Origin of the sequence: Enterobacter genomosp. S, from assembly GCF_001631805.1 — a bacterium.
Classification (GTDB): Bacteria; Pseudomonadota; Gammaproteobacteria; order Enterobacterales; family Enterobacteriaceae; genus Enterobacter; species Enterobacter quasihormaechei.
In genome coordinates, this window is the sequence record NZ_LVVA01000022.1 from 218,529 (window position 1) to 239,176 (window position 20,648).

Annotated in this window: 26 protein-coding genes, 1 tRNA gene and 2 pseudogenes; 15 read left to right on the top strand and 14 right to left on the bottom strand. The window is 52.9% G+C overall.

The features are described 5' to 3' along the window. Positions 1–75: 75 nt before the first annotated feature. Positions 76–942, bottom strand: a complete 867-nt coding sequence (locus tag A3466_RS19345; protein WP_063451961.1) for a LysR family transcriptional regulator — start codon at positions 940–942, stop codon at positions 76–78. Between the two features lie 101 nt (positions 943–1,043). Between A3466_RS19345 and A3466_RS19350 the strand changes: the two genes are divergently transcribed. Continuing rightward, positions 1,044–1,508: a multidrug/biocide efflux PACE transporter gene (locus tag A3466_RS19350; protein ID WP_003862846.1), complete on the top strand. Its 465-nt coding sequence runs from the start codon at positions 1,044–1,046 to the stop codon at positions 1,506–1,508. A gap of 116 nt (positions 1,509–1,624) precedes the next feature. Further along, entirely contained in the window at positions 1,625–2,854 is a 1,230-nt protein-coding gene (locus A3466_RS19355; RefSeq protein WP_063451962.1) for an amino acid permease, read from the top strand. A gap of 33 nt (positions 2,855–2,887) precedes the next feature. On the opposite strand, the gene A3466_RS19360 is transcribed toward A3466_RS19355, so the two are convergent. Beyond that, complete coding sequence (locus tag A3466_RS19360; RefSeq protein WP_063451963.1) at positions 2,888–3,160, bottom strand: GNAT family N-acetyltransferase; 273 nt, start codon at positions 3,158–3,160, stop codon at positions 2,888–2,890. 10 nt (positions 3,161–3,170) lie between these two features. After that, positions 3,171–3,401 carry a 4Fe-4S mono-cluster protein YjdI gene (gene yjdI, locus A3466_RS19365; RefSeq protein ID WP_003862849.1) on the bottom strand — a complete coding sequence of 77 codons (231 nt, stop codon included), beginning with the start codon at positions 3,399–3,401 and terminating at the stop codon, positions 3,171–3,173. A 453-nt stretch (positions 3,402–3,854) separates the two neighbouring features. On the opposite strand from yjdI, the gene A3466_RS19370 reads away from it, so the two are divergent. The 7 genes from A3466_RS19370 (at position 3,855) to A3466_RS19400 (ending at position 10,209) form a co-directional block, all read left to right on the top strand. Further along, positions 3,855–4,043 carry a general stress protein gene (locus A3466_RS19370; protein WP_022651794.1) on the top strand — a complete coding sequence of 63 codons (189 nt, stop codon included), beginning with the start codon at positions 3,855–3,857 and terminating at the stop codon, positions 4,041–4,043. A gap of 90 nt (positions 4,044–4,133) precedes the next feature. Further along, positions 4,134–4,631 carry a ferritin-like domain-containing protein gene (locus A3466_RS19375; RefSeq protein ID WP_063451964.1) on the top strand — a complete coding sequence of 166 codons (498 nt, stop codon included), beginning with the start codon at positions 4,134–4,136 and terminating at the stop codon, positions 4,629–4,631. 63 nt (positions 4,632–4,694) lie between these two features. Continuing rightward, positions 4,695–5,201, top strand: a complete 507-nt coding sequence (locus A3466_RS19380; protein ID WP_063451965.1) for a ferritin-like domain-containing protein — start codon at positions 4,695–4,697, stop codon at positions 5,199–5,201. Between the two features lie 17 nt (positions 5,202–5,218). Then, positions 5,219–6,091 (top strand): manganese catalase family protein, encoded by an 873-nt coding sequence (locus tag A3466_RS19385; protein WP_063451966.1) that lies wholly within the window; start codon positions 5,219–5,221, stop codon positions 6,089–6,091. Positions 6,092–6,161: 70 nt separating this feature from the next. Further along, positions 6,162–7,565 (top strand): cytochrome ubiquinol oxidase subunit I, encoded by a 1,404-nt coding sequence (locus A3466_RS19390; protein WP_003862857.1) that lies wholly within the window; start codon positions 6,162–6,164, stop codon positions 7,563–7,565. Next, positions 7,565–8,575 carry a cytochrome d ubiquinol oxidase subunit II gene (cydB, locus tag A3466_RS19395; protein ID WP_063451967.1) on the top strand — a complete coding sequence of 337 codons (1,011 nt, stop codon included), beginning with the start codon at positions 7,565–7,567 and terminating at the stop codon, positions 8,573–8,575. The genes A3466_RS19390 and cydB overlap by 1 nt, the downstream gene beginning before the upstream one ends. Before the next feature lie 8 nt (positions 8,576–8,583). Continuing rightward, the gene (locus tag A3466_RS19400; protein WP_063451968.1) at positions 8,584–10,209 is read left to right on the top strand and encodes an alpha-amylase family protein; all 1,626 of its coding nucleotides are present in this window, start codon (positions 8,584–8,586) and stop codon (positions 10,207–10,209) included. On the opposite strand, the gene A3466_RS19405 is transcribed toward A3466_RS19400, so the two are convergent. The 4 genes from A3466_RS19405 to A3466_RS19420 are packed head-to-tail and all read right to left on the bottom strand — an operon-like array spanning position 10,210 to position 12,706. After that, on the bottom strand, positions 10,210–11,196 hold the full coding sequence (locus A3466_RS19405) for an SDR family oxidoreductase (RefSeq protein WP_063451969.1): 987 nt from the start codon (positions 11,194–11,196) through the stop codon (positions 10,210–10,212). It abuts the gene before it with no gap. Positions 11,197–11,212: 16 nt separating this feature from the next. Continuing rightward, positions 11,213–11,731 carry a 2-oxo-tetronate isomerase gene (locus A3466_RS19410; protein ID WP_063451970.1) on the bottom strand — a complete coding sequence of 173 codons (519 nt, stop codon included), beginning with the start codon at positions 11,729–11,731 and terminating at the stop codon, positions 11,213–11,215. A gap of 15 nt (positions 11,732–11,746) precedes the next feature. Continuing rightward, positions 11,747–12,193: a DUF421 domain-containing protein gene (locus A3466_RS19415; protein ID WP_063451971.1), complete on the bottom strand. Its 447-nt coding sequence runs from the start codon at positions 12,191–12,193 to the stop codon at positions 11,747–11,749. A gap of 9 nt (positions 12,194–12,202) precedes the next feature. Beyond that, a complete protein-coding gene (locus tag A3466_RS19420; RefSeq protein WP_063451972.1) occupies positions 12,203–12,706 on the bottom strand; it encodes a hypothetical protein in 504 nt (167 codons plus the stop codon). 139 nt (positions 12,707–12,845) lie between these two features. Between A3466_RS19420 and A3466_RS19425 the strand changes: the two genes are divergently transcribed. Continuing rightward, positions 12,846–13,235 (top strand): YdeI family stress tolerance OB fold protein, encoded by a 390-nt coding sequence (locus A3466_RS19425; protein ID WP_063452025.1) that lies wholly within the window; start codon positions 12,846–12,848, stop codon positions 13,233–13,235. Positions 13,236–13,296: 61 nt separating this feature from the next. Then, positions 13,297–14,181: an SDR family oxidoreductase gene (locus tag A3466_RS19430; protein ID WP_063451973.1), complete on the top strand. Its 885-nt coding sequence runs from the start codon at positions 13,297–13,299 to the stop codon at positions 14,179–14,181. A 77-nt stretch (positions 14,182–14,258) separates the two neighbouring features. Here A3466_RS19430 and A3466_RS22920 read toward each other — a convergent pair. Further along, a pseudogene (locus A3466_RS22920) lies at positions 14,259–14,446 on the bottom strand (alkyl sulfatase C-terminal domain-containing protein). A gap of 163 nt (positions 14,447–14,609) precedes the next feature. On the opposite strand from A3466_RS22920, the gene A3466_RS19435 reads away from it, so the two are divergent. Next, entirely contained in the window at positions 14,610–15,008 is a 399-nt protein-coding gene (locus tag A3466_RS19435; RefSeq protein WP_063451974.1) for a hypothetical protein, read from the top strand. A 58-nt stretch (positions 15,009–15,066) separates the two neighbouring features. Here the strand turns inward: A3466_RS19435 and A3466_RS19440 are convergent, their stop codons facing one another. The 4 genes from A3466_RS19440 to A3466_RS23485 all read right to left on the bottom strand — a co-directional run bounded on the left by A3466_RS19440 (position 15,067) and on the right by A3466_RS23485 (position 18,001). Beyond that, positions 15,067–15,678, bottom strand: a complete 612-nt coding sequence (locus A3466_RS19440; RefSeq protein ID WP_063451975.1) for an outer membrane beta-barrel protein — start codon at positions 15,676–15,678, stop codon at positions 15,067–15,069. Positions 15,679–15,776: 98 nt separating this feature from the next. Then, on the bottom strand, positions 15,777–16,406 hold the full coding sequence (locus tag A3466_RS19445; RefSeq protein WP_063451976.1) for a winged helix-turn-helix transcriptional regulator: 630 nt from the start codon (positions 16,404–16,406) through the stop codon (positions 15,777–15,779). Between the two features lie 63 nt (positions 16,407–16,469). After that, a complete protein-coding gene (locus A3466_RS19450; RefSeq protein ID WP_063451977.1) occupies positions 16,470–17,645 on the bottom strand; it encodes an OmpP1/FadL family transporter in 1,176 nt (391 codons plus the stop codon). 212 nt (positions 17,646–17,857) lie between these two features. After that, entirely contained in the window at positions 17,858–18,001 is a 144-nt protein-coding gene (locus A3466_RS23485) for a hypothetical protein (protein ID WP_063451978.1), read from the bottom strand. 133 nt (positions 18,002–18,134) lie between these two features. Between A3466_RS23485 and A3466_RS23750 the strand changes: the two are divergent. The 3 genes and pseudogenes from A3466_RS23750 to A3466_RS19465 form a co-directional block, all read left to right on the top strand. Next, positions 18,135–18,263, top strand: a pseudogene (locus tag A3466_RS23750) (type VI secretion system tube protein Hcp); the annotation flags it as partial. A 48-nt stretch (positions 18,264–18,311) separates the two neighbouring features. Further along, entirely contained in the window at positions 18,312–18,521 is a 210-nt protein-coding gene (locus tag A3466_RS19460; protein WP_063451979.1) for a hypothetical protein, read from the top strand. A gap of 309 nt (positions 18,522–18,830) precedes the next feature. After that, positions 18,831–19,637: a DUF4225 domain-containing protein gene (locus A3466_RS19465; RefSeq protein ID WP_063451980.1), complete on the top strand. Its 807-nt coding sequence runs from the start codon at positions 18,831–18,833 to the stop codon at positions 19,635–19,637. On the opposite strand, the gene A3466_RS19470 is transcribed toward A3466_RS19465, so the two are convergent. Both A3466_RS19470 and A3466_RS19475 read right to left on the bottom strand, forming a co-directional pair. After that, the gene (locus tag A3466_RS19470; protein WP_032678921.1) at positions 19,634–19,948 is read right to left on the bottom strand and encodes a hypothetical protein; all 315 of its coding nucleotides are present in this window, start codon (positions 19,946–19,948) and stop codon (positions 19,634–19,636) included. The two genes, A3466_RS19465 and A3466_RS19470, sit on opposite strands and share 4 nt — an antisense overlap. 575 nt (positions 19,949–20,523) lie before the next feature. Then, positions 20,524–20,597: transfer RNA gene (locus tag A3466_RS19475), tRNA-Gly, on the bottom strand. Positions 20,598–20,648 lie beyond the last annotated feature (51 nt).

Genomic DNA, 20,648 nt, shown 5'->3' on the forward strand with positions numbered 1-20,648 from the left:
ATGACATGACGATAGTAGAGGATTGTTATCAACAATTAACGCAAATGTTTAAAATTAGTGAGTTTAGTCACAGGATTAGCGTGCGTCCTGCAAGTACTGGCGCAGCCAGCTTCCGGCGACGCCGGGCGGGGTTCGTTTGTTCCATAACAGATCGATAGCAATCGACCTCGGCCAGCCCGGCACGTTCAGCTGCACCAGCGATTTCGATGCGGCAAATTCATCCACCAGCGCGCAGGGCAACGCGCACCAGCCAAAGCCCTGTACCGCCATGCTCAGCAGTAATAGATAATTCGGCGCGGACCAGACCGGCCCGCGCGCAAGGGTGGCTTCCCGTTCGAGATAGGTACTCAGCCGCAGCTCGCGCCAGCCGTGCAGCTCGTCCGCCTGCGTCTCATGCTGCGCTGCCAGAGGATGTCCGGCAGAGACGTAGATGGCCATCCGCGTTTGCACGGGCAGACGGGTCGCGCCAATATCGGTCGGGTAGCTGTCGCGCGCTTCCGTCAGGCCAATTTGCGCCCTCTCCTTTTGCAGCAGGTCAATCACGTCTTCCTCTTCCCCAATCAGACACTCGAATTCCGTGTGCGGAAAACGCCGGTCGAACTGGCTCATCATCTCTTCCAGCACGGCCGGGTTGAGCGTATCGGAGAGAACAAAGGTAAAACGTGCCTCCGTTTGCGCCGTTAAGGATACGGCCAGCTCGTCGAGGCGCGCGCTGGCAGCGAGGATCGACTGGACATAGCCCAGCACCTGTTCACCCTGGGGGGTTAATACCGGGTGACGCGCCGAACGGTCGAACAGCTCAAACCCCAGGTCAGCTTCAAGGTTGGCGATGGAGGTGCTGATGGTGGACTGGCTTTTGCGCAGCCGTCGAGCCGCAGCGGAAAACGAACCTGCGGCGACGGTTTCAACAAACGCGGTCAGGGCTTCAGGAGAATAACGCATGAAGTATCTACTTTATCGATGGATACCATCTTTTATATATCACCTTAAGCGATAAGAATAGGCGCCATTCACGCCCCTACTGGCGAATTCATGAGGTAACTATGCAACATCAGGATGCACTCCAACGTAAATTGCCGGAGCGGATCTTCCATGCCGTCTGTTTTGAAGGCATTGCTACGGCGATCCTCGCCCCGACGGCCGCGTGGCTCATGCAGCGCTCGGTGGTGGAAATGGGAGGGCTTACCATTATTCTGGCGACCACGGCAATGCTCTGGAACATTATCTACAACTTTGGCTTCGACCGTTTCTGGCCCGTACAGCGGGTGAAGCGCACGGCGAAAGTGCGCGCCCTGCATGCGCTGGGTTTTGAATGCGGCTTTATCGTGATTGGCGTAACCATCGTTGCTGCCGTGCTGGGAGTGACGTTGCTTCAGGCATTCACGCTGGAAATTGGTTTCTTCCTGTTCTTCCTGCCGTACACCATGTTCTACAACTGGGCGTACGACACTTTGCGGGAGAAAATCATCAAGCGGCGCCAGCAGCGACGCGCGCTGGCAAGCGAATGATCCTCGGGCCGGAGGCGTTCTCCGGCCCTTCACCTGCGAAGCAACGGCGACCTCAACGCATAATTATGGTAAATTGCACTCCTTTTTGTTCGTTTTATAGTTGATACGTTGCTCTAATGTCGAAAATTTGGTCAAAAGAAGAGACTCTCTGGAGTTTCGCCCTCTACGGCACTGCCGTGGGCGCAGGAACCCTGTTCTTGCCCATTCAGCTCGGCTCTGCTGGCGCGATTGTCCTGCTGATCACCGCCCTTGTGGCGTATCCCTTAACCTACTGGCCGCACAAGGCGCTGGCGCAGTTCATTCTGTCATCGAAAACGAAAGGCAGTGAAGGGATCACCGGTGCCGTGACCCACTACTACGGTAAAAAGATCGGCAACCTGATCACCACACTCTATTTCGTCGCCTTCTTTGTTGTGGTGCTGATTTACGCGGTGGCGATAACCAACTCGCTCACTGAGCAGCTGGCGAAACGGATGACGGTGGATACCGGCGTGCGGATGCTGGTGAGCTTTGGCGTGGTGCTGATCCTGAACCTCATCTTCCTGATGGGGCGGCACATTACCCTTAAGGTGATGGGATTCCTGGTCTTCCCGCTGATTGCCTATTTCCTGTTTGTCTCGCTGTACCTGACGGGCAGCTGGCAGCCGTCGCTGCTGACCAGCCAGATGGCCGTCGATCGGCACACGCTGCATCAGGTGTGGATTTCCATACCGGTGATGGTTTTCGCCTTTAGCCATACCCCGATTATCTCGACGTTTGCCGTAGACCGTCGCGAGAAATACGGTGAAGAGGCCATGGGTAAATGCAAAAAAATCATGAAAGTGGCGTACCTGATCATCTGCCTTAGCGTGCTGTTCTTTGTCTTCAGCTGCCTGCTTTCGATTCCACCGTCCTATATCGTGGCGGCAAAAGAGGAAGGGGTGACGATCCTGTCCGCGCTGTCGATGATGCCGTCGTCCCCGGCATGGCTGGGCATTTCCGGCATTATCGTGGCGATTATTGCGATGTCGAAATCGTTCCTCGGCACCTATTTTGGCGTGATTGAAGGGGCAACGGAGATTGTGAGGTCGTCGCTGAATCAGGTGGGGGTGAAGAAAAGCCGCGCCTTTAACCGCGCCGTTTCCATTCTTGGCGTGTCGTTGATTACCTTTGCGGTCTGCTGCATCAACCCGAACGCGATCTCGATGATTTACGCCATCAGCGGTCCGCTTATCGCCATGATTTTGTTCATCATGCCGACGCTGTCGACGTACCTGATCCCGTCGCTAAAACCGTACCGCTCCATCGGCAACCTGCTGACGCTGATTGTTGGCATGCTGTGCGTGTCGGTGATGTTTGTCGGTTGAGTACGCTGCCCGGCGCAATGCCGGGCATCGGTTTTACGCCCGAATATCGTCATACTCCCGCGTGTTATCAAATTCATGCTTCGCAAACGGGCACAGCGGGATAATTTTACGGCTCTCACCGCGCATCTTCTCCACCACTTTTGCCACCAGCTGCTTACCGACACCCTGCCCTTTCAGGCTCGGATCCACATCGGTGTGCTCGATAATGCTCAGATGCTCGCCGGTCGGGACAAAGACGATCTCCGCCACCTGATTACCTTCGGCGTCGTTGACGTAAAACTTGTTATGGCCTTCAAGAATATCCATGGTTCCTCGCTTATTTTTGGCGGTACTTCAGCGCACCGCTCGGGCAGGTATCAATTACGCGTACGACAGTTTCTGCATCCACTTCATCCGGTGCGATCCACGGTTTACGCTTCAGGTCGAACAGCGCCGCGCTGCCACGCACGCAGTTGCCCGAGTGTTTGCAGATCCCGGTGTTGAAGTAGACATCGATTTTCTCACCGGTGTAGGCCCGGTATCCCGCATCCAGTAGCTCCTGATCCATGACATTGCCTCTGTAATTATTGTGGTGACAAATGCAGCATACCCTCACCCGTTCCGGCTGACCACGTCAAAAACGACGATCGGACACGTTGTTTTCGACTCGTTATTTCGCTCCACACTTAAGACTATTCCGAATAAAAAGACGCTGGTCAGCAAGATATATTTTTGCGCTACGTCAATTCTTGTAATAATTCTCGCCGCGTTCACATTAAGATTATTAGCTAAGCGGAATCCTAACGACACAAGTTATTTCCCTCTAAGCAATGGATTTACTTCCGATTTTCAAAATCCATAACGAAGCGGTATTTTCGCCGCCCCTCTGGAAATAGCGCAAAACAACCCAGACAGGAAATTTGACTCTTCTCACATAACGACTAATGTTAATTCCTGAACGACAACTGATACGAATTACTTATCGTATCTCCTGACATAAACGCAACATGAGGGTTGATATATGGCAGAGCAACATCGTGGTGGTTCCGGTAATTTCGCTGAAGACCGTGAGAAAGCATCAGAAGCTGGACGTAAAGGCGGCCAGCACAGCGGCGGTAATTTCAAAAACGATCCGCAACGCGCATCTGAAGCGGGTAAGAAAGGGGGACAGAACAGTCACGGCGGAGGCCGTAAATCTGACAACTCCTGATCTTATTTAAAGCTCTTATAAATATACCGAGAGCATGCTGCGGGCCCGTCGGCTCGCAGTACCTTCCCTTTATTTCACTGGAGCGAATATATGAATATGAAAAGTGTTGAAGATGTATTTATACACCTGTTATCCGACACCTACAGCGCTGAGAAGCAGCTGACCCGCGCGTTGAGCAAATTAGCCCGCGCCGCATCCAGCGAGAAGCTGAGCGCCGCGTTCACGGCTCACCTCGAAGAGACGCAGGGACAGATCGAACGTATCGATCAGATTATTGAGCAGGAATCTGGCCTCAAGCTCAAGCGCATGAAATGCGTTGCGATGGAAGGCTTAATTGAAGAAGCCAACGAAGTGATTGAGAGCACAGAGAAAAATGAAGTTCGTGATGCCGCCTTAATTGCCGCTGCGCAGAAAGTCGAGCACTACGAAATTGCCAGCTACGGCACCCTGGCCACCCTGGCAGAACAATTAGGCTATAAAAAAGCCGTTAAACTTCTTGCCGAAACGCTGGAAGAAGAAAAAGAAACCGATCTCAAATTAACCGATCTGGCTGTCGGCAATATTAATCAAAAAGCCCAGAAAGGATAAATACTAATTTGATGAGCATCAGCACCAAAAATTAACCAGAATATAAACTACCAGGAGTTAATTATGAATCATGTAGAACACTACCATGATTGGCTACGCGATGCCCATGCGATGGAAAAGCAAGCCGAATCAATGCTGGAATCAATGGCCAGCCGTATTGATAATTATCCCGACTTACGTGCACGAATTGAACAACACGTTAATGAGACTAAGCATCAAATTACCGTGCTGGAAGAAATTCTCGACCGCAACGATATTTCCCGTTCGGTCATCAAAGACTCTATGAGCAAAATGGCGGCACTTGGCCAGTCCATTGGCGGCATGTTCCCTTCCGATGAAATTGTTAAAGGCTCTATCAGCGGCTACGTTTTTGAGCAGTTTGAAATTGCCTGCTACACCTCCCTGCTGGCTGCGGCCAAAAAAGCGGGCGATACCGCCTCCATTCCTGCCATTGAGTCCATTCTGGAAGAAGAGCGCCAGATGGCGGACTGGCTGATTCAACATATTCCCCAGACGACGGAACAGTTCCTGCTGCGTTCCGACGCAGACGGCGTTGAAGCGAAAAAATAACGGAAGAGGGAGAACCTATGTTTCGACACGTAAAACAGCTGCAATACACGGTCCGCGTAGCCGAACCGAATCCGGGCCTGGCCAACCTGCTGCTTGAGCAGTTTGGCGGGCCACAGGGCGAACTTGCCGCGGCATGTCGTTACTTTACGCAGGGACTGAGCGACGACGATCCCGGTCGTAAAGATATGCTGATGGATATCGCGACCGAGGAGTTAAGCCACCTGGAAATTATCGGCACCCTGGTGGGTATGCTGAATAAGGGTGCGAAAGGTGAGCTGGCGGAAGGCGTTGAGAATGAAGCGGAGCTGTACCGGTCCATGACCGAGAACGGCAACGACAGTCATATCACCTCCCTGCTCTACGGTGGCGGCACGCCGCTGACCAACTCCGCGGGCGTGCCCTGGACGGCAGCCTATGTAGATACCATTGGCGAACCCACAGCCGACCTGCGCTCTAACATAGCGGCAGAGGCGCGCGCCAAGATTATCTACGAGCGGTTGATTAACGTAACGGACGATCCGGGTGTTAAAGATGCGCTGGCGTTTTTAATGACGCGTGAGGCAGCGCACCAGCTCTCATTTGAGAAGGCACTCCAGTCGATCCGTAACAATTTCCCACCGGGTAAACTGCCGCCAATCGAAGAGTACACCAACAAGTACTACAATATGTCTGAGGGGGGAGAAGTTCGCGGCAGCTGGAACAGCGATAAGCACTTCGACTACGTGGAATCTCCTCAGCCAGCGGTCGATGGTGGTGACGGTGGCGCAAGCGTGAAGCTCACAACAGAGCAGGCCACGCTGGTCAAAGCGATGTGCGCGCGCACGAAATCCGATCCTGATGCCGATCCGCTTACCGGCGCCGAGCTTGGTGCGGGTAAGAAAAAACCGTAACCGGTTTTGCCAGGCCGCCTGAGGCTGCCTGGCAATACCATGTGCGCTATCAGTTCCAGAGGTACGGAGCATGTTCGAGCTCGATGCGTTTCATCTGGCCAGGATCCAGTTCGCCTTTACCGTCTCTTTTCATATTCTCTTCCCTGCGATCACCATCGGGCTTGCGAGCTATCTGGTGGTACTCGAAGGCATGTGGCTTCGCACAAAAAACGATGTCTGGCGCTCGCTATACCACTTCTGGCTAAAGATTTTCGCCGTGAATTTTGGCATGGGCGTGGTTTCCGGGCTGGTGATGGCTTACCAGTTTGGCACTAACTGGAGCGGCTTTTCCCAGTTCGCGGGCAGCATAACCGGCCCCCTTCTCACCTATGAAGTTTTAACAGCCTTCTTCCTGGAAGCCGGTTTCCTGGGCGTGATGCTGTTCGGCTGGAACAAGGTTGGCCCCGGCCTGCACTTCTTTGCCACCTGCATGGTGGCGCTGGGCACGCTGATGTCCACCTTCTGGATCCTCGCCTCCAACAGCTGGATGCACACCCCGCAGGGCTTCAGTATCCAGAACGGACAGGTTATTCCCGAAGACTGGCTGGCCATCATCTTTAACCCCTCTTTCCCTTACCGCCTGATCCATATGTCCATTGCCGCCTTCCTGTGCAGCGCCTTGTTTGTGGGCGCGTCCGGGGCGTGGCATCTCCTGCGCGGTAACGATACGCCCGCGATCCGCAAGATGTTCTCCATGGCCATGTGGATGGCGCTGCTGGTCGCGCCTATTCAGGCCGTGGTCGGGGATATGCACGGGCTGAATACGCTTGAGCATCAGCCGGCCAAAATCGCCGCGATTGAAGGCCACTGGGAAAATCCGCCGGGCGAGGCCACCCCGCTGCTGCTGTTTGGCGTACCGGATATGGAAGAAGAGCGCACCAAATACGGGCTTGAAATCCCGGCCCTCGGCAGCCTGATCCTGACGCACAGCCTGGATAAACAGGTGCCTGCGCTGAAAGATTTCCCGAAAGAGGACCGTCCGAACTCGCTCATCGTCTTCTGGTCCTTCCGCATTATGGTCGGCATGGGCCTGCTGATGATTACGCTTGGCGTGCTGAGCGTCTGGCTGCGCTATCGCCGTCGGCTTTACCACTCCCGGCCATTCCACTGGTTTGCCCTCTGCATGGGGCCAGCCGGACTGCTCGCGCTGCTCGCCGGATGGGTCACCACCGAGGTGGGCCGTCAGCCGTGGGTCGTCTACGGCTATCTGCGCACGATAGACGCGGTGTCTCTGCACAGCACGTTGCAGATGAGCATCAGCCTGCTGGCCTTTATCGTGGTTTACTGTTCGGTGTTTGGCGTGGGCTATGTGTATCTCGCCCGGTTAATTAAGAAAGGGCCACAGCCTGTCGGCACGCTGACGTCTAACACGTCGGGCACCCCTGCCCGTCCGCTGTCCGCCGCCGAGTCCGTTCCGGAAGAGGAGAAGATCTGATGGGCGTCGATATCCCGGTCATCTGGTTTGCCATTATTGTCTTCGCCACGCTGATGTACATCATCATGGACGGCTTCGATCTCGGTATCGGCATGCTGTTCAGCTTTGTGGGAGATGCCAAAGAGCGCGACGTGATGGTGAACAGCGTCGCCCCGGTCTGGGACGGAAATGAAACCTGGCTGGTTCTCGGCGGCGCGGGGCTGTTCGGCGCGTTCCCGCTGGCCTACGCGGTGATTATCGATGCCCTGACCATCCCGCTGACGGCCATGCTGATCGGGCTGATTTTCCGCGGCGTCGCGTTTGAGTTTCGCTTCAAGGCAACCCCTTCCCACCGCAAGTTCTGGGACTACTCCTTTGCTGGCGGCTCCCTGCTCGCGACCTTCAGCCAGGGGATCGTGGTCGGCGCGATGATCAACGGCTTTGACGTCGAAGGCCGACGCTTTGTCGGTTCCTCGCTGGACTGGTTCACGCCGTTCAACCTGTTCTGCGGGCTGGGCTTAATTGTCGCCTATACCCTGCTGGCCACCACGTGGCTAATCATGAAAAGCGAAGGGGCGCTGCAAAACCGGATGCGCGAGCTGACCCGTCACGTGCTGCTGGCGCTGATCGCCGTCATTGCGGTGGTGAGCATCTGGACGCCACTCGGCTGGCAGTTTGTCGCCGAGCGCTGGTTCACCCTGCCCAACTTCTTCTGGTTCCTGCCGGTCCCTGTACTGGTGGCGGTATTCAGCCTGTGGATCTGGCGGCTGACGCGCAATCCCGACAGCCACGCCCGCCCGTTCCTGCTGACGCTGGGCTTAATCTTTCTCGGCTTTAGCGGGCTGGGCATCAGCCTGTGGCCACACATTATTCCGCCGCACATTACCCTGTGGGAAGCCTCCGCGCCGCCTGCCAGCCAGCTGTTTATGCTGATCGGCACGCTGCTCATCGTTCCGGTGATCCTGGTTTACACCGCCTGGAGCTACTACGTCTTCCGGGGCAAAGTGTCTGATACCGAAGGTTATCACTAAGGATTGCTATGGCAGGCTGGCATACACGCGCCATTATTTACCAGATTGATACCGCCCTGTTTTACGATCTTAACGGCGATGGCTGCGGCGACATCGCCGGGATCGCCGCGAAGCTGCGCTACATTCGCCGGATGGGCGCGACGGTTATCTGGATCACCCCGTTTTACCTCACACCTTTTCTCGATGAAGGCTATGACGTGAGCGACCATTTGCAGGTCGATCCCCGCTTCGGCAAGCTCAACGATATTATCGCCTTCATTGAGCAGGCGCGGGAGCTGGGGATGAAGGTCATTATTGAACTGCTGATCCAGCATACCTCGGATGCGCATCCCTGGTTTCAGCAGGCCCGCCGCAACCCGCAGTCACCCTACCGGGACTATTACCTCTGGTCCGACACGGACGAGGACGATACGCCCCCGATGTTCCCTGGCGTGGAAAAGAGCGTCTGGACATGGGACGACGAGGCGGGGCAATACTACCGGCATATGTTCTATCGCCACGAGCCGGATCTTAATCTGGCTTCCCCTGCGGTGCTGAAGGAAGTTGAGAACATCATCATCTTCTGGCTAAAGCTCGGGGTGTCGGGCTTTCGTCTGGATGCGGCGTCGCACCTGACAAAACAGGCCGGGCGTGGGGATGAAAAACGCGGGCTGTGGATCCTGGAACACCTGCGCCGTCTTATCGAGCAGCGTAACCCGGACGCGATCCTGCTCGGCGAAGTCGACGTGGAGGTCGAAGCCTACAAAGCGTATTTTGGGCAGAACGATCGGCTGAATCTGGTGCTGAATTTCTGGCTCAATAAGTACTTCTACGTCAGCCTTGCGGAGAAAAGCGCGCGACCGCTGCGCAACGCGGTAAAGAAGATGATTGTGCCGCCAGACTCCTGCTGTTTCGCCAACTGGCTGCGCAATCATGATGAGCTGGACCTGGAAGGGATAGGAAAAAAAGCGAAGCAGACCGTCGTTGATGCCTTTGCCCCGGATGAAGAGATGAGCGTGTATCAGCGTGGGATCCGCCGCCGTCTGGCGCCGATGCTTAATGGCGATCGAAAGCGGCTGGCCTTTTGCCATGCGGTCTTATTTTCACTGCCGGGCGTACCGGTCATGCGCTACGGGGATGAGATTGGCATGGGGGATGATTTGGATCTGGAAGAGCGTTACGCCGTCCGCACTCCGATGCAGTGGGCCGGATCGCAAGGCGGCGGCTTCTCAGATGCCGACCCGGATACCTTTATCGCCCCGATCATTGACCACGGTCCGTACCGCTACCAGAAAATCAACGTGGCGGACTCCCTGTTGCACCGCAGCTCGCTTCTGCACCGCATTATCGACATCGCCAATACGCGCTCCGAGTTCCCTGAAATCGGCGTCGCGCCATTTCGCCTTATCACTATCGACAGCGATGCGGTGCTGGGGATCTATTACGAAACCGATACGCGCAGCATCCTGACCTTCGTTAATTTCAGCGATAAGCCCGTTAATTTTACCGCCAGAGGGATCCGACACGCCACCTGGACCGCCTGCCTGGCGGACAAACGCTACGACGACGCGTTGATTTGCGGTAAAACCGTTGAGCTTAACCTCAGCGGCTACGGCTACCGCTGGTTCTGGACCGATCGTACCGCGTTGCGCTGATTAGCGTCTCCGGGAAAGCAGCAGACGAGCCACGATTGCGCTCGTGACGGCAAGGGATCCGAGCAGCACTTTCCCAGGCATACCGGAGGTGACGCTGGTGGCGCGCTCTTTTGCTTCGTTGGTGAAGTGCCCGTGGATTTTATGCAGATCGTTAACCGGCCGATCCAGATAGTCCTGGCGATCGTCCGCATTCAGCGTATCGGTCATCTGCCCTTCCCAGGCTTTTTTGACCATCAGCCGGTCCAGAAAACCGGGGAAAAGGAATTGCCCGACAATCGACTGGATCGTGCTGCTGCCCACCCATAGCTCCCGCACGGGTTTTTGCGCTACCTTAAAAATCGCGCTGGCAGCCACTTCCGGCTGAAATACGGGGGGAACCGGTCGCATTGCCCAGGCAAATTTATTCCTCGCCCACTCGAACTGCGGCGTGTTGAGGCCCGGCATCTGTACCATGGCGATCTGCACCCGGCTGTTTTCATGCATCAGCTCGGTGCGCACGGCGTCGGTAAACCCGCGGATCGCGGCCTTCGCCCCACAGTAGGCTGACTGCAAGGGAATGGAGCGGTAGGCCAGCGCGGAGCCAACCTGAATAATCGTCCCCCGGTCACGAGGAGTCATTAACTCCAGCGCGGCGCGGGTGCCGTTAACATAGCCCAGATAGGTCACCTCGGTAACGCGGCGAAACTCCTCAGGGGACATGGTACGAAAGGGCGCCAGCATCCCGCCCATGGCGTTATTCACCCACACGTCAATGGCCCCTAGCCGGTATTCAATCTCGTTGGCAGCCTCCGTCACCGCCTTGCTGTCCGCCACGTCGGCCTGAACGGCATACGCGTTGATCCCGAAACGGCGTAACTCCTCTTCCGTAGAGCGCAGGCTCTGCTCATCGCGGGCAATAATGCCCACGTCGTAGCCCGCTTTAGCAAAGTGCAGCGCCGTGGCTTTCCCCACGCCCGCCGTACCGCCGGTAATTACGATGACAGCCATAGCCTTTCCCCTTGTTTCAGACGTTATCCCAGCCGGAAAGTATTTCGATCAGTTCAGACAGCGAATAACGCACCGCTTTTTCCACCACATCCTGACATTCCCCGGAGAACAGCACGGTGCGGGTTTCCGTCTGCCCGCAAATATTCCAGCCGAAGCAGACCGTACCGGCTGCGGTGCCATCGTCTCCGCCTTCCGGCCCCGCATAGCCGCTGATGGCAACGCCGATATCCGCCTCGGCAATATCGCGAATTTTCGCAGCCATCTCGGTCACCGTCTGCTCGCTGACGGCGGTGAACCGTTCAATCGTGTCGTGGTTAACGCCCAGGATCCGCTCCTTCGCTTCGTCGCTGAATACCACCATGCCCACGTCATAAAACTCTGCGGTATTTTCTTCTGCACAGAGCGCCACCGCCAGATTACCGCCGGTACAGGACTCCGCCGTGGTCATACGCAGCCCTCTGTCTGTGAGCGTTGTGGCGAGCTTTTTCGTCAGCTCGCTGATGGTCGTGTTGTTATCGTGAATAAGGTTGCTCATGGATGTGCCCCTTAATTAATTTTCTTCAGGAATAATCGAAATATGGCCGTTACGCTCAAGGATCGCGTATTTAATATCTTTTAATTCTGTTATGCCGTGATTCTGGCGTGCTGAAACCAATATATCATCGCAGGAAACATCGACTTTTTTCAGCTTATCCGCGATGGGAACACCATTCTCTACCAATATCACCGGCGTGCCATCGAGAACATTCTCAACGGAGGAAGAATATTTTTTCATCAGGCCAAAAATAATATCTACCACCACCAGCGTTGTTATTGTAATCATCGCCCCGGTAACGGAAAAATCTTCTCCCAGCAGCGCCTGCTGTGTCGCCTCACTGATAATTAAGAGCAAAATAAGGTCAAAGCTGGTCATTTGCAGCAGGGCGCGCCGCCCGGCGACTTTAAACACGATAACCAGAAACAGGTATATTGCCAGGGCACGAAAAACCATGTCCATATTCGACTCCTAGGGGTAAATAAACTGCCAGAAGCGGATTTCTGGCTCGTTGTTTACGCGGATACTGTTTGTCCATTTCCCTGCTTTTGTCGGCGTGATGAACAGCAAGACGGTGAACTTATCGCTCTGTTTTAAGTTATCGTAGACAAGAAACAGGGTATTCCCACGGCTGTACATGCTGTCCGGCTGCGGCCAGACGCTGCCAGGTTCATACACATCGCTGCTTTCGCTGGTCAGGCTGAGGGTGTATTTGCCCTCAGCTATTACCGGGAAGGTGAGCGCCATCCGCGATTCGGTTTGGCGGCGGCCGAAGCGCTCGTAGCCCAGATTCAGGGATTTTGCTTCGTTTGTTTTCTCCACGTCGCTGAGCGCACCGCTGGAAAACAGGCCGGCGATCGCGGCCACGATAATAGCTAACAGAACAATAAAACCAACCTGACGAAATGCATACTCAAACGTCAGTAAACGATTACTCTCTTTTATCCCGGGCACTTTTTCATTTTCAGGTTCCATGGCTTTCGTCACCGTTTCGCTTAATTGCCGAAATTTATGATTTTTCTACGCAAATGCTTTTAAGACTTATCACATTTGCCACATAAAGGAATAGCAACAATACTTAATAAGTCAAGACATGCAAAATGAAGGATATCAGATGAAATTATCAGCCATTACAGCTTTGTTAATATTAATTATACCTTCTGCATGGGCAGATAATAACGGCGGGTTACAAAAGGGTGAAGCGCCCCCACCACCACATGCGCTGGACAGCGGTTATCGTGGTACTGATGATGCGCGCATTATGACGATAACTCAGGCAAAAGAGATGCATGACGGCGCCTCTATTTCTCTGCGCGGTAACCTTATTGACGGGAAGGATGATAAATACGTCTTCCAGGATAAAACCGGGAAAATAGATGTTGTTATTCCGAAAGCCATATTTGATGACCGAACCGTGGAGCCTGACAACATGATTAGTATTAGCGGCTCGCTCGATAAAAAATCATCACCACCCGTCGTGCGGGTCAGCCACCTGCAAAAATAATTCAGCGAAGCGTTAACGCTGTACCTATCCATCAAATCTCACCCCTAACAAGGAGTTAGCTATGAGTGATAATGAACAACGTACGAACGCTTACCCAACGCCCCCTTTCCCGGAACAGCCCCAGACGCCACCGGGCCTGGCCTCTGAAATGGATCCTGTTCCCGATCACGGTGAGACCAGCTACAAAGGGCATGGCCGGCTTACCGGTAAGAAAGCGCTTATCACCGGTGGCGACTCCGGCATCGGGCGCGCGGTTGCCATTGCCTATGCCCGCGAAGGGGCAGACGTGGCGATCAACTACCTGCCGGAAGAGGAAGAAGACGCAGCCGAGGTCATTGCCCTGATTAAAGCCGAAGGGCGCACCGCCGTCGCGTTGCCTGGCGACGTACGGGACGAAACCTTCTGTCAGAACCTCGTGGAGCAGGCCGTCAGCAAGCTGGGTGGGCTGGATATTCTGGTGAATAACGCTGGCCGCCAGCAGTACCGTGAGTCGCTCGAAGAGCTGACCACGGAAGATTTTGACGCGACCTTTAAAACCAACGTTTACGCGCCTTTCTGGATCACCAAGGCGGCGCTACGCCACCTGAAGGCCCCCGCGTCCATTATCAACACCTCATCCGTACAGGCGGTAAAACCGAGCGCCGTACTGCTTGACTATGCACAGACCAAAGCCTGTCTCGCGGTGTTCACCAAAGCGCTGGCGAAGCAGCTGGGGCCGAAAGGGATACGCGTTAATGCGGTAGCGCCCGGTCCTTACTGGACCGTGCTCCAGCCCAGCGGCGGTCAGCCGCAGGAAAAAGTGAAACACTTTGGTGAGAGCACCCCACTGGGGCGTCCGGGTCAGCCCGTCGAAATCGCGCCGCTGTACGTCACGCTTGCCTCGGATGAGTGTTCATACACATCCGGCCAGGTATGGTGTTCAGACGGCGGGGATGGCGTCATTTAACCATCAAGGCGAAGCCGCCACCCGGCAAATTGTTGCATGCGAATGCTAAAAGGCTGCGAAAGCAGCCTTTTTTACGTTCAAGGGGTTTCTTTAAGGATGATTTTGTTCAGCGTTTCCCGGCTGAGCGTTATGGTCGCATCAGGATCTTCTGCCTGAGCGTTGGTGCTATGGTTTAGCACGCCATTATCCAGCTCAAGCTTATACCTGCCGCCCTGATGCCGTTAAGATGCACGCCGAAATAATCGAAAATCATCTCCGTCGACATGGCGCGGACCGCATCCGGGCTGTCGGTACAGGGAGAAAAGGAGGCTACCACCAGACTTTTCTTTTACCCAAGGAAATAACGTTTATAAATAAACAAGGTTAACCTTTCGTCGCTGTGGCCTTCAGGGATAATGCTGAGTCCCATTATTTTCCGGAGTGATTCGATGAAGAGCCTGCCGTTCTTTTTCGCTGTCTTAAGCCTGAGCATATTAACAGCATGTCGTTCTTCCCCACCCGATAAGGTTGAAAAGATTAATCATCTGCAAATTCCGCTGGTATTGCCGGGAGAGAAACCGCCGCAGGCACAGATTTCTCATATCGCGTCTCTCTATCAGGAAAATAAACAGCAGATTGATAACTTAACGCGCAGCGTAAAATCGCAGTATCTTCAGGATGCAACCGCCAAAGAAATATTTGTTTCTGACAGTGCGGTTCAACGCGTCTATGCCTCGCTGACCAAACTGGAACAATTAGATATGGTTAATCAGCAGTACCTAAAAGATAAAAACTTAACGGGCCTGCAAAATATCCACCTTATTCTTGAACCGTTATTATCCAGCTGAATGCAAAAAACCCGGCTACACGGTAGCTGGGTTTTTATTATGAGTAATGACACAGGCATCAGTCGTACTGACCGAAGCGATAGCTAAGCCCTGCGGTGACGGAACTCAGGTCGCTGCTCACACCGATCTGATTAACATTTCCCACGTTGCTAACCCACTGATACTCCAGGCGACCCGCCCAGTTTTTGTTGAAGGCGTATTCAGTACCTACGGCTGCAAGCGGGCGCACGCCGGTTTCAAAGCGATTGTGACCACTTACATCGGATTCAGCGCGATAGCCCATCGCACCGGCACGGCCATAAATATCCCAGTCATTGGTCAGGGCGTAGCTCGCCTTCAGCGACATTTGCAGACCCTGAGCCTTCATTTGCGCCCCTGCGCTATGTTGACCCTTGATCTGCATATTTCCTAAATAATCATAACCGCCTTCTACCGCAAGCCATGGGGTAATCTGATAACCCGTATAAACACCTCCACCGACATTATCATGGTCAAAATCAAAGTGGTCGTAATTATTGTTACCAAATGCTTTTGAACCCGTACTGGTATCAAAATAGTGAGACCAGCCGAATTTCGCTCCGCCGTACCAGGTGCCCGCATCCGCGGCGGCTAACGCTGAAGTGGCGGTAAACGCATTTACCATAATCAATGCGACAACTGTCTTTTTCATAAATATACCGTTTACGTGATAAAATAAACTTAGAAAGCAAACGATATAGAAAATGAACAGCTTCGTTAATTCTGTTTCTGTTTAATTTTAAACTTTCGCTAGAATGATTCAGGTAAATGCCTGACCTCCAGCAGATATCCACCGCGCTTGAAAGAAATATACTCTCCTTGCTTAAGGGCGGATAATACATTGAGTATACTGCTGCGAGAGAGCAGCGTTCTATCCTGAATATACTCCAGAATCGTGGTTCGTAAACGCGTCTCTTCAGGTAATAAAATCATTTCCTGAAGGTGGTTACGAATAACCGAATAGGTACGCTGCTGTAGCACCTGCGCATCACGGAATATCAAATAGGCCGTGTGGTATGAGAGCAGCGCCGCAACATCCTCCCAGACGCCCTCGGCACGAAACAACGCTGCCGCCTTATCCGCATCGAGACGTAAAATCGTCGACGTCCTCTCGGCCCGCAGAAAATGCCCCTGGGTAGGCTGGATCATCTCTGCGATACCAAACAAATGCGGCTCGTAAACGGTTACTACCACCAGTCCATCCGAGGCCCGCAGCAGGGACAGCTCCCCTTCCAGAAAGAGATACATCTGCTGCTTTCCTTTCCGTAACCACGTGAGTCGCTTGCGCGGGACAACCTGCACTTTCTCCGCTATCGGCTCAAGGATAGCGGTCAGTCGTTCGATGGATTTTTCGGGTCGAACAGGCGGTAAAATGTGCATGGTACAACCTTCTGACATTGAATATCTGCGAGTATAGACCATATATTTTAAGCGGTTAGCCGATCAAAACTGATAGCTGTAGTTGACGCTGGCAAACCAAAGATAAGGATGGTCGTAACCTCCGGCAAACGCCTCCGGCGATTTCACCTGCGACGACTGCATATGAAGATACGAAACGGCAATACCCATATTGCTGGCCGGGGTGATCTGATACTGGGCTCCCGTGCCGAATCGCCACTCATCGCCGGTAGGTAAGGTTAAGGCCACATCACTCTGGCTTTCATACGGCGAGCTGTCGAACGCCACGCCGGCATTCAGTCGCCACTGAGGCGTTGGACGATACTGCACGCCCACCGCGCCATGCCACGTGTCCTTGAGGCGGCTGACATTGTGCAGCTGCTGGTCCCCGACGACAATTTGCGGCGCGCCGAACCGGCTCCAGTCCTGCCAGCCGAGATCGCCCATTACCGACCACCGCGGATTTATATCATGCACCAGGCTGAGCATGATTTGCTGCGGCGCGCTGATTTGCGCCGACACCGGCAGGTCGTAGGTGTCGTTCTGTATACGCGCTTTGCCATCAATATTGTAGCTGTAGTCCGTTTCGCTGTTCCAGGTCATACCGGCTCGCGTCTGGTCAGTCAGCTGCATCAGCAGCCCAAGCCGATAGCTCATGGCCAGGTCTTCATCGCGTTGTCGATAGTCATCATCATTAACGTTGCGGGTCAGCGAGAAGTAACCATAGTTAACGTTGACAGACGCACCAATCGAGAGACGGTCGTTAAGCTTATAGGCCAGCGAGGGGCTGAGCGTCATGGCCACCATGGTGCTCTTTTTGATCAACCTGTCGCCCGCCCAGCTGCCGTAGTCGATCCCCAGGCCGTAATTACCGTAAAGCCCGGCTCCGGCATAGAGATTATCGGTCACCTTCTGGCTATAAAAGGCGCTGGCATTTGGGATGGTTTTCATCACGTCGCCGGGGCTTTGATCGTTATCGTTATCCAGCTGGTTATCGATGGAGCCGTCCATAACCTGTAACCCACCGGTGACCATATGATTCGGTAACCGCGTCATGCCGGCAGGGTTGGTCATAATTGTCGAGGCATCCTGCGCACAAGCGGCCTGCCCTGCGCCGGCAAGCGCGGTATCTTCGGTGCCTGCTTCATAAAAATAGAGGGCGCTGGCATGGGCACTGGAGGCGGCTAATACGCCAGCGCACAGGAGGAGTCGTGTATTCATCTGCGATCCGGGAAATAAAAAATTTGCCGACAGATATAACAGGGGCGCCTGATGACGTAAAAAGGAAGAGGGTTTAATTTTAAATTATGCGCGCGCGTCTTTATATTTATGACACTCCAGCGACAGCCGGAACAAAGGCACCGCGATTCTGCATGCACCTGGAGAAGAATTTCTTACAATGCTGTTTGTATTCGTTCGGCTTAAGACAAGCGTTACTCACTACTTGGATCGCTCTTATTCTCTCGCATGGATTCGATAAACTCCCGTTGCTCCGGTGTGAGTTCAAGCTCATCCAGCAGGCGATCTAACTCTTCTTCAGGCGATTCCTTTTGATTCTTTCTCTTCCCGCTAGCCATACTCACCCTTGAGTTATTAGGATTAATCTCAGGGTATCCAGGGTGCAGGAAATGTGCAACTCACCGTGTAACGTCGACAACCGATCATAACAATGAACGAAAGGGGGAAGCAGGTACGCCAGTACAGGAAACTTATCTTTATAAAGCCGTTGCTACTGGTCAGACGCTTAAATCTGCTGAGTTCAAATGGTACAAGATCAACAACGCAGGACAGGAAGCGGAATACATCAACATCCTGCTTGAAAGTGTGAGAGTTACTTCCCGCCGTAAGTGAGTAATTTCGCTCCATCAGTGAGCATAAGGAAACAACATGGACATCATTCAAGGTAAAGACAGCTTCAACGAGATGGCAACTGGAATCCTGGTGAAACTTTTTGCGGACTATCCGTTTTACTCATCGTTCGACTTTTCAGACTTCGGCTGGAAGCCCAGAGGAGATGGTCGCCATCTCATCCCCTTACCGTTATGTTGCAAAATACATATAGAGATTAAATTACAACAATGTATTACTTTAAAGTAAGGCTTTTTACTACAAAAAGACAACGTTTCGCCTGTTGTAATAAAGCGAGGCAAATTGCAACGCAAGCAAAGTCGTGTGACGCAGTGACAACACCTGGATAGTTCATGCAGATTCCAGCAAAATAGTTAGCGGACTAATCAGTTGTCTGGCAGTGCTCCAACAGAACCGGGGAAATTTTGAGCAGGAGAATGTAAACTGGAAAAATAAAGCAACGGGACACCCACGGGGGCGGGTTGTGAAAGTATTTCCTGTTGTCTTCGACCTTATTGCACGTAAAATGAACAGACCCATTTTGGAAAGGAGTCTTTAATGGATATCGCGCTGCTCAACAGGGGCTGGAACAGAACATGGTCAGATACCATGGTAAATCTGGAAGCCCGGAAACTCGTCGAAACTGCAAATCGGCTATCAGCATTCTATTTGCAAGATGGGATAACACGTATCAAGTTTGTCGAAGAGATAAGGCAGGTCGTAGAGAAAGGATTTGAAACTGCACGACGGGCCAAAACCGATGAAGAATGCATTGCATGCATCAAAAATCTGCGTGCCGAAACAGATAATCTACAAGAACAAGAACGCCTGTTAAGAACCAGAGCCGCACAGCTTTACGCGAAGGTCGAATTTGTTAAGGAAAATAATAAAATCGTCGGCTACATGATTTCAGCTATTCACATTGTGGTTTCTGGAATGGCAATTGCTGGCGGTGCGTTGATGGTCGCCACGATGACACCTTTAGGTATGCTGGCAGGGGCTATCCTTGTAACAGATGGCATTAACGGTCTGTCAAAAGAAATCATTCCTGGAATATATGGAAAACAATATAAAACAGAGGGATTTGTGGCTGATGGCACTATGGAAGCGGCCCAGTTTATGGGTTTCAAGCCTGAAACAGGACTTGCGATTTATAACGCTATTACGTTAACTGCAAATGTATATAGCATCTTTGGATTAGCCAGAAGACCCGAAGCATGGAGGCTATTTAAATGGATGCCCCGTGATTTCTATCGCAAGGTCGATACGATGAGCCGCCCAAAATTAACAATGAAAATAGTAGGTTATGGACTTAAGGCCAAAGTAATATTTGACCTGCTTTCTACTGACACATCGAACCATTAGCCTCTGAATTTTCTCCAGAACCGCCAGGATTTGTAAGAAAGGACTGGCGGCTGAATAAATGCAACGATGACTATTGCGATCAGAATTGATATCCCACCACCCACGACAGTTTCTTTCGCGGTAAACAACACTAAAAGGATAAAAACCATCAGACATGCCGATGTTATCCATAAAACAACCCTGAATCGATTAGCCAGATCCTGAATCGCTTCCCCCAAGGTTCCGCCGTAGCTTTCAACGTTGTTTTTTATCTTCTGCAAATCCGATGGTGTAAACCCTGAACGTAACAAAGCCTCATCAGTCACTTTCATATCGTCTCGTCCCTTATCTTCCAGAAGTGTTTTCCCAATCGCTGATTGTGCAAGCAATCATACTGATGAACTTTACAGCAATCCACATGATGTTTGTCCAATGTATCAGGTTTAAGACAATAGAAGCCATAAAGCCCCGTTAGTGGTACAAGCAACAAGCGGAGCGTAGCGACTTCATCATATTGTCAGAAGGATCACACCCTATCAGGGTGCTCGTGTACCTTTCGGAGCGTGAGCGAAGCGCTGGCAGAGCCTGCATGTCGTGTGCAGGTACGTTTACCACTATTCACCTGTTTACGCAGCCACAAGGCCGCACATCGGGCTTAAAATGTGTGTGATCAGTCTGTCGATGACATAACGATGCCTGGGTGAGCTTTTTCTTCACGTTTTACTATCGCGGTGTGAGGATGCAACTGCCGCCAACGCTGAGTTATACTGTCATCTCACCATGTAACTTAGCGTGACAGTTACCAAGGGCGGATCACAATGGTAGAACCCATAGGCGACTAAAATAGGTAACTATTTAAGTTGCTGATAGAGAAGGCTTTTAACGCTTCTCCACAAGGGGAGAGATCTGGAGCGGGCGAAGGGAATCGAACCCTCGTATAGAGCTTGGGAAGCTCTCGTTCTACCATTGAACTACGCCCGCTTTGAGGTGCGTAAGGCATTATAGACCTTACGCTTCTGCATACAAGCCTCT

Bases quoted from the DNA above. Each gene is read 5' to 3' on its own strand.
- A3466_RS19405 (WP_063451969.1), bottom strand. From the start codon at position 11,196: ATGGCTGTCATCGTAATTACCGGCGGTACGGCGGGCGTGGGGAAAGCC.
- A3466_RS19435 (WP_063451974.1), top strand. From the start codon at position 14,610: ATGAAGAGCCTGCCGTTCTTTTTCGCTGTCTTAAGCCTGAGCATATTA.
- A3466_RS19465 (WP_063451980.1), top strand. From the start codon at position 18,831: ATGGATATCGCGCTGCTCAACAGGGGCTGGAACAGAACATGGTCAGAT.
- A3466_RS19445 (WP_063451976.1), bottom strand. From the start codon at position 16,406: ATGCACATTTTACCGCCTGTTCGACCCGAAAAATCCATCGAACGACTG.
- A3466_RS19380 (WP_063451965.1), top strand. From the start codon at position 4,695: ATGAATCATGTAGAACACTACCATGATTGGCTACGCGATGCCCATGCG.
- A3466_RS19370 (WP_022651794.1), top strand. From the start codon at position 3,855: ATGGCAGAGCAACATCGTGGTGGTTCCGGTAATTTCGCTGAAGACCGT.
- A3466_RS19355 (WP_063451962.1), top strand. From the start codon at position 1,625: ATGTCGAAAATTTGGTCAAAAGAAGAGACTCTCTGGAGTTTCGCCCTC.
- A3466_RS19450 (WP_063451977.1), bottom strand. From the start codon at position 17,645: ATGAATACACGACTCCTCCTGTGCGCTGGCGTATTAGCCGCCTCCAGT.
- A3466_RS19360 (WP_063451963.1), bottom strand. From the start codon at position 3,160: ATGGATATTCTTGAAGGCCATAACAAGTTTTACGTCAACGACGCCGAA.
- A3466_RS19390 (WP_003862857.1), top strand. From the start codon at position 6,162: ATGTTCGAGCTCGATGCGTTTCATCTGGCCAGGATCCAGTTCGCCTTT.
- A3466_RS19440 (WP_063451975.1), bottom strand. From the start codon at position 15,678: ATGAAAAAGACAGTTGTCGCATTGATTATGGTAAATGCGTTTACCGCC.
- A3466_RS19460 (WP_063451979.1), top strand. From the start codon at position 18,312: ATGGACATCATTCAAGGTAAAGACAGCTTCAACGAGATGGCAACTGGA.
- A3466_RS19420 (WP_063451972.1), bottom strand. From the start codon at position 12,706: ATGGAACCTGAAAATGAAAAAGTGCCCGGGATAAAAGAGAGTAATCGT.
- A3466_RS19350 (WP_003862846.1), top strand. From the start codon at position 1,044: ATGCAACATCAGGATGCACTCCAACGTAAATTGCCGGAGCGGATCTTC.
- A3466_RS19415 (WP_063451971.1), bottom strand. From the start codon at position 12,193: ATGGACATGGTTTTTCGTGCCCTGGCAATATACCTGTTTCTGGTTATC.
- yjdI (WP_003862849.1), bottom strand. From the start codon at position 3,401: ATGGATCAGGAGCTACTGGATGCGGGATACCGGGCCTACACCGGTGAG.
- A3466_RS19470 (WP_032678921.1), bottom strand. From the start codon at position 19,948: ATGAAAGTGACTGATGAGGCTTTGTTACGTTCAGGGTTTACACCATCG.
- A3466_RS19385 (WP_063451966.1), top strand. From the start codon at position 5,219: ATGTTTCGACACGTAAAACAGCTGCAATACACGGTCCGCGTAGCCGAA.
- A3466_RS19425 (WP_063452025.1), top strand. From the start codon at position 12,846: ATGAAATTATCAGCCATTACAGCTTTGTTAATATTAATTATACCTTCT.
- cydB (WP_063451967.1), top strand. From the start codon at position 7,565: ATGGGCGTCGATATCCCGGTCATCTGGTTTGCCATTATTGTCTTCGCC.
- A3466_RS19400 (WP_063451968.1), top strand. From the start codon at position 8,584: ATGGCAGGCTGGCATACACGCGCCATTATTTACCAGATTGATACCGCC.
- A3466_RS19410 (WP_063451970.1), bottom strand. From the start codon at position 11,731: ATGAGCAACCTTATTCACGATAACAACACGACCATCAGCGAGCTGACG.
- A3466_RS19375 (WP_063451964.1), top strand. From the start codon at position 4,134: ATGAATATGAAAAGTGTTGAAGATGTATTTATACACCTGTTATCCGAC.
- A3466_RS23485 (WP_063451978.1), bottom strand. From the start codon at position 18,001: ATGGCTAGCGGGAAGAGAAAGAATCAAAAGGAATCGCCTGAAGAAGAG.
- A3466_RS19345 (WP_063451961.1), bottom strand. From the start codon at position 942: ATGCGTTATTCTCCTGAAGCCCTGACCGCGTTTGTTGAAACCGTCGCC.
- A3466_RS19430 (WP_063451973.1), top strand. From the start codon at position 13,297: ATGAGTGATAATGAACAACGTACGAACGCTTACCCAACGCCCCCTTTC.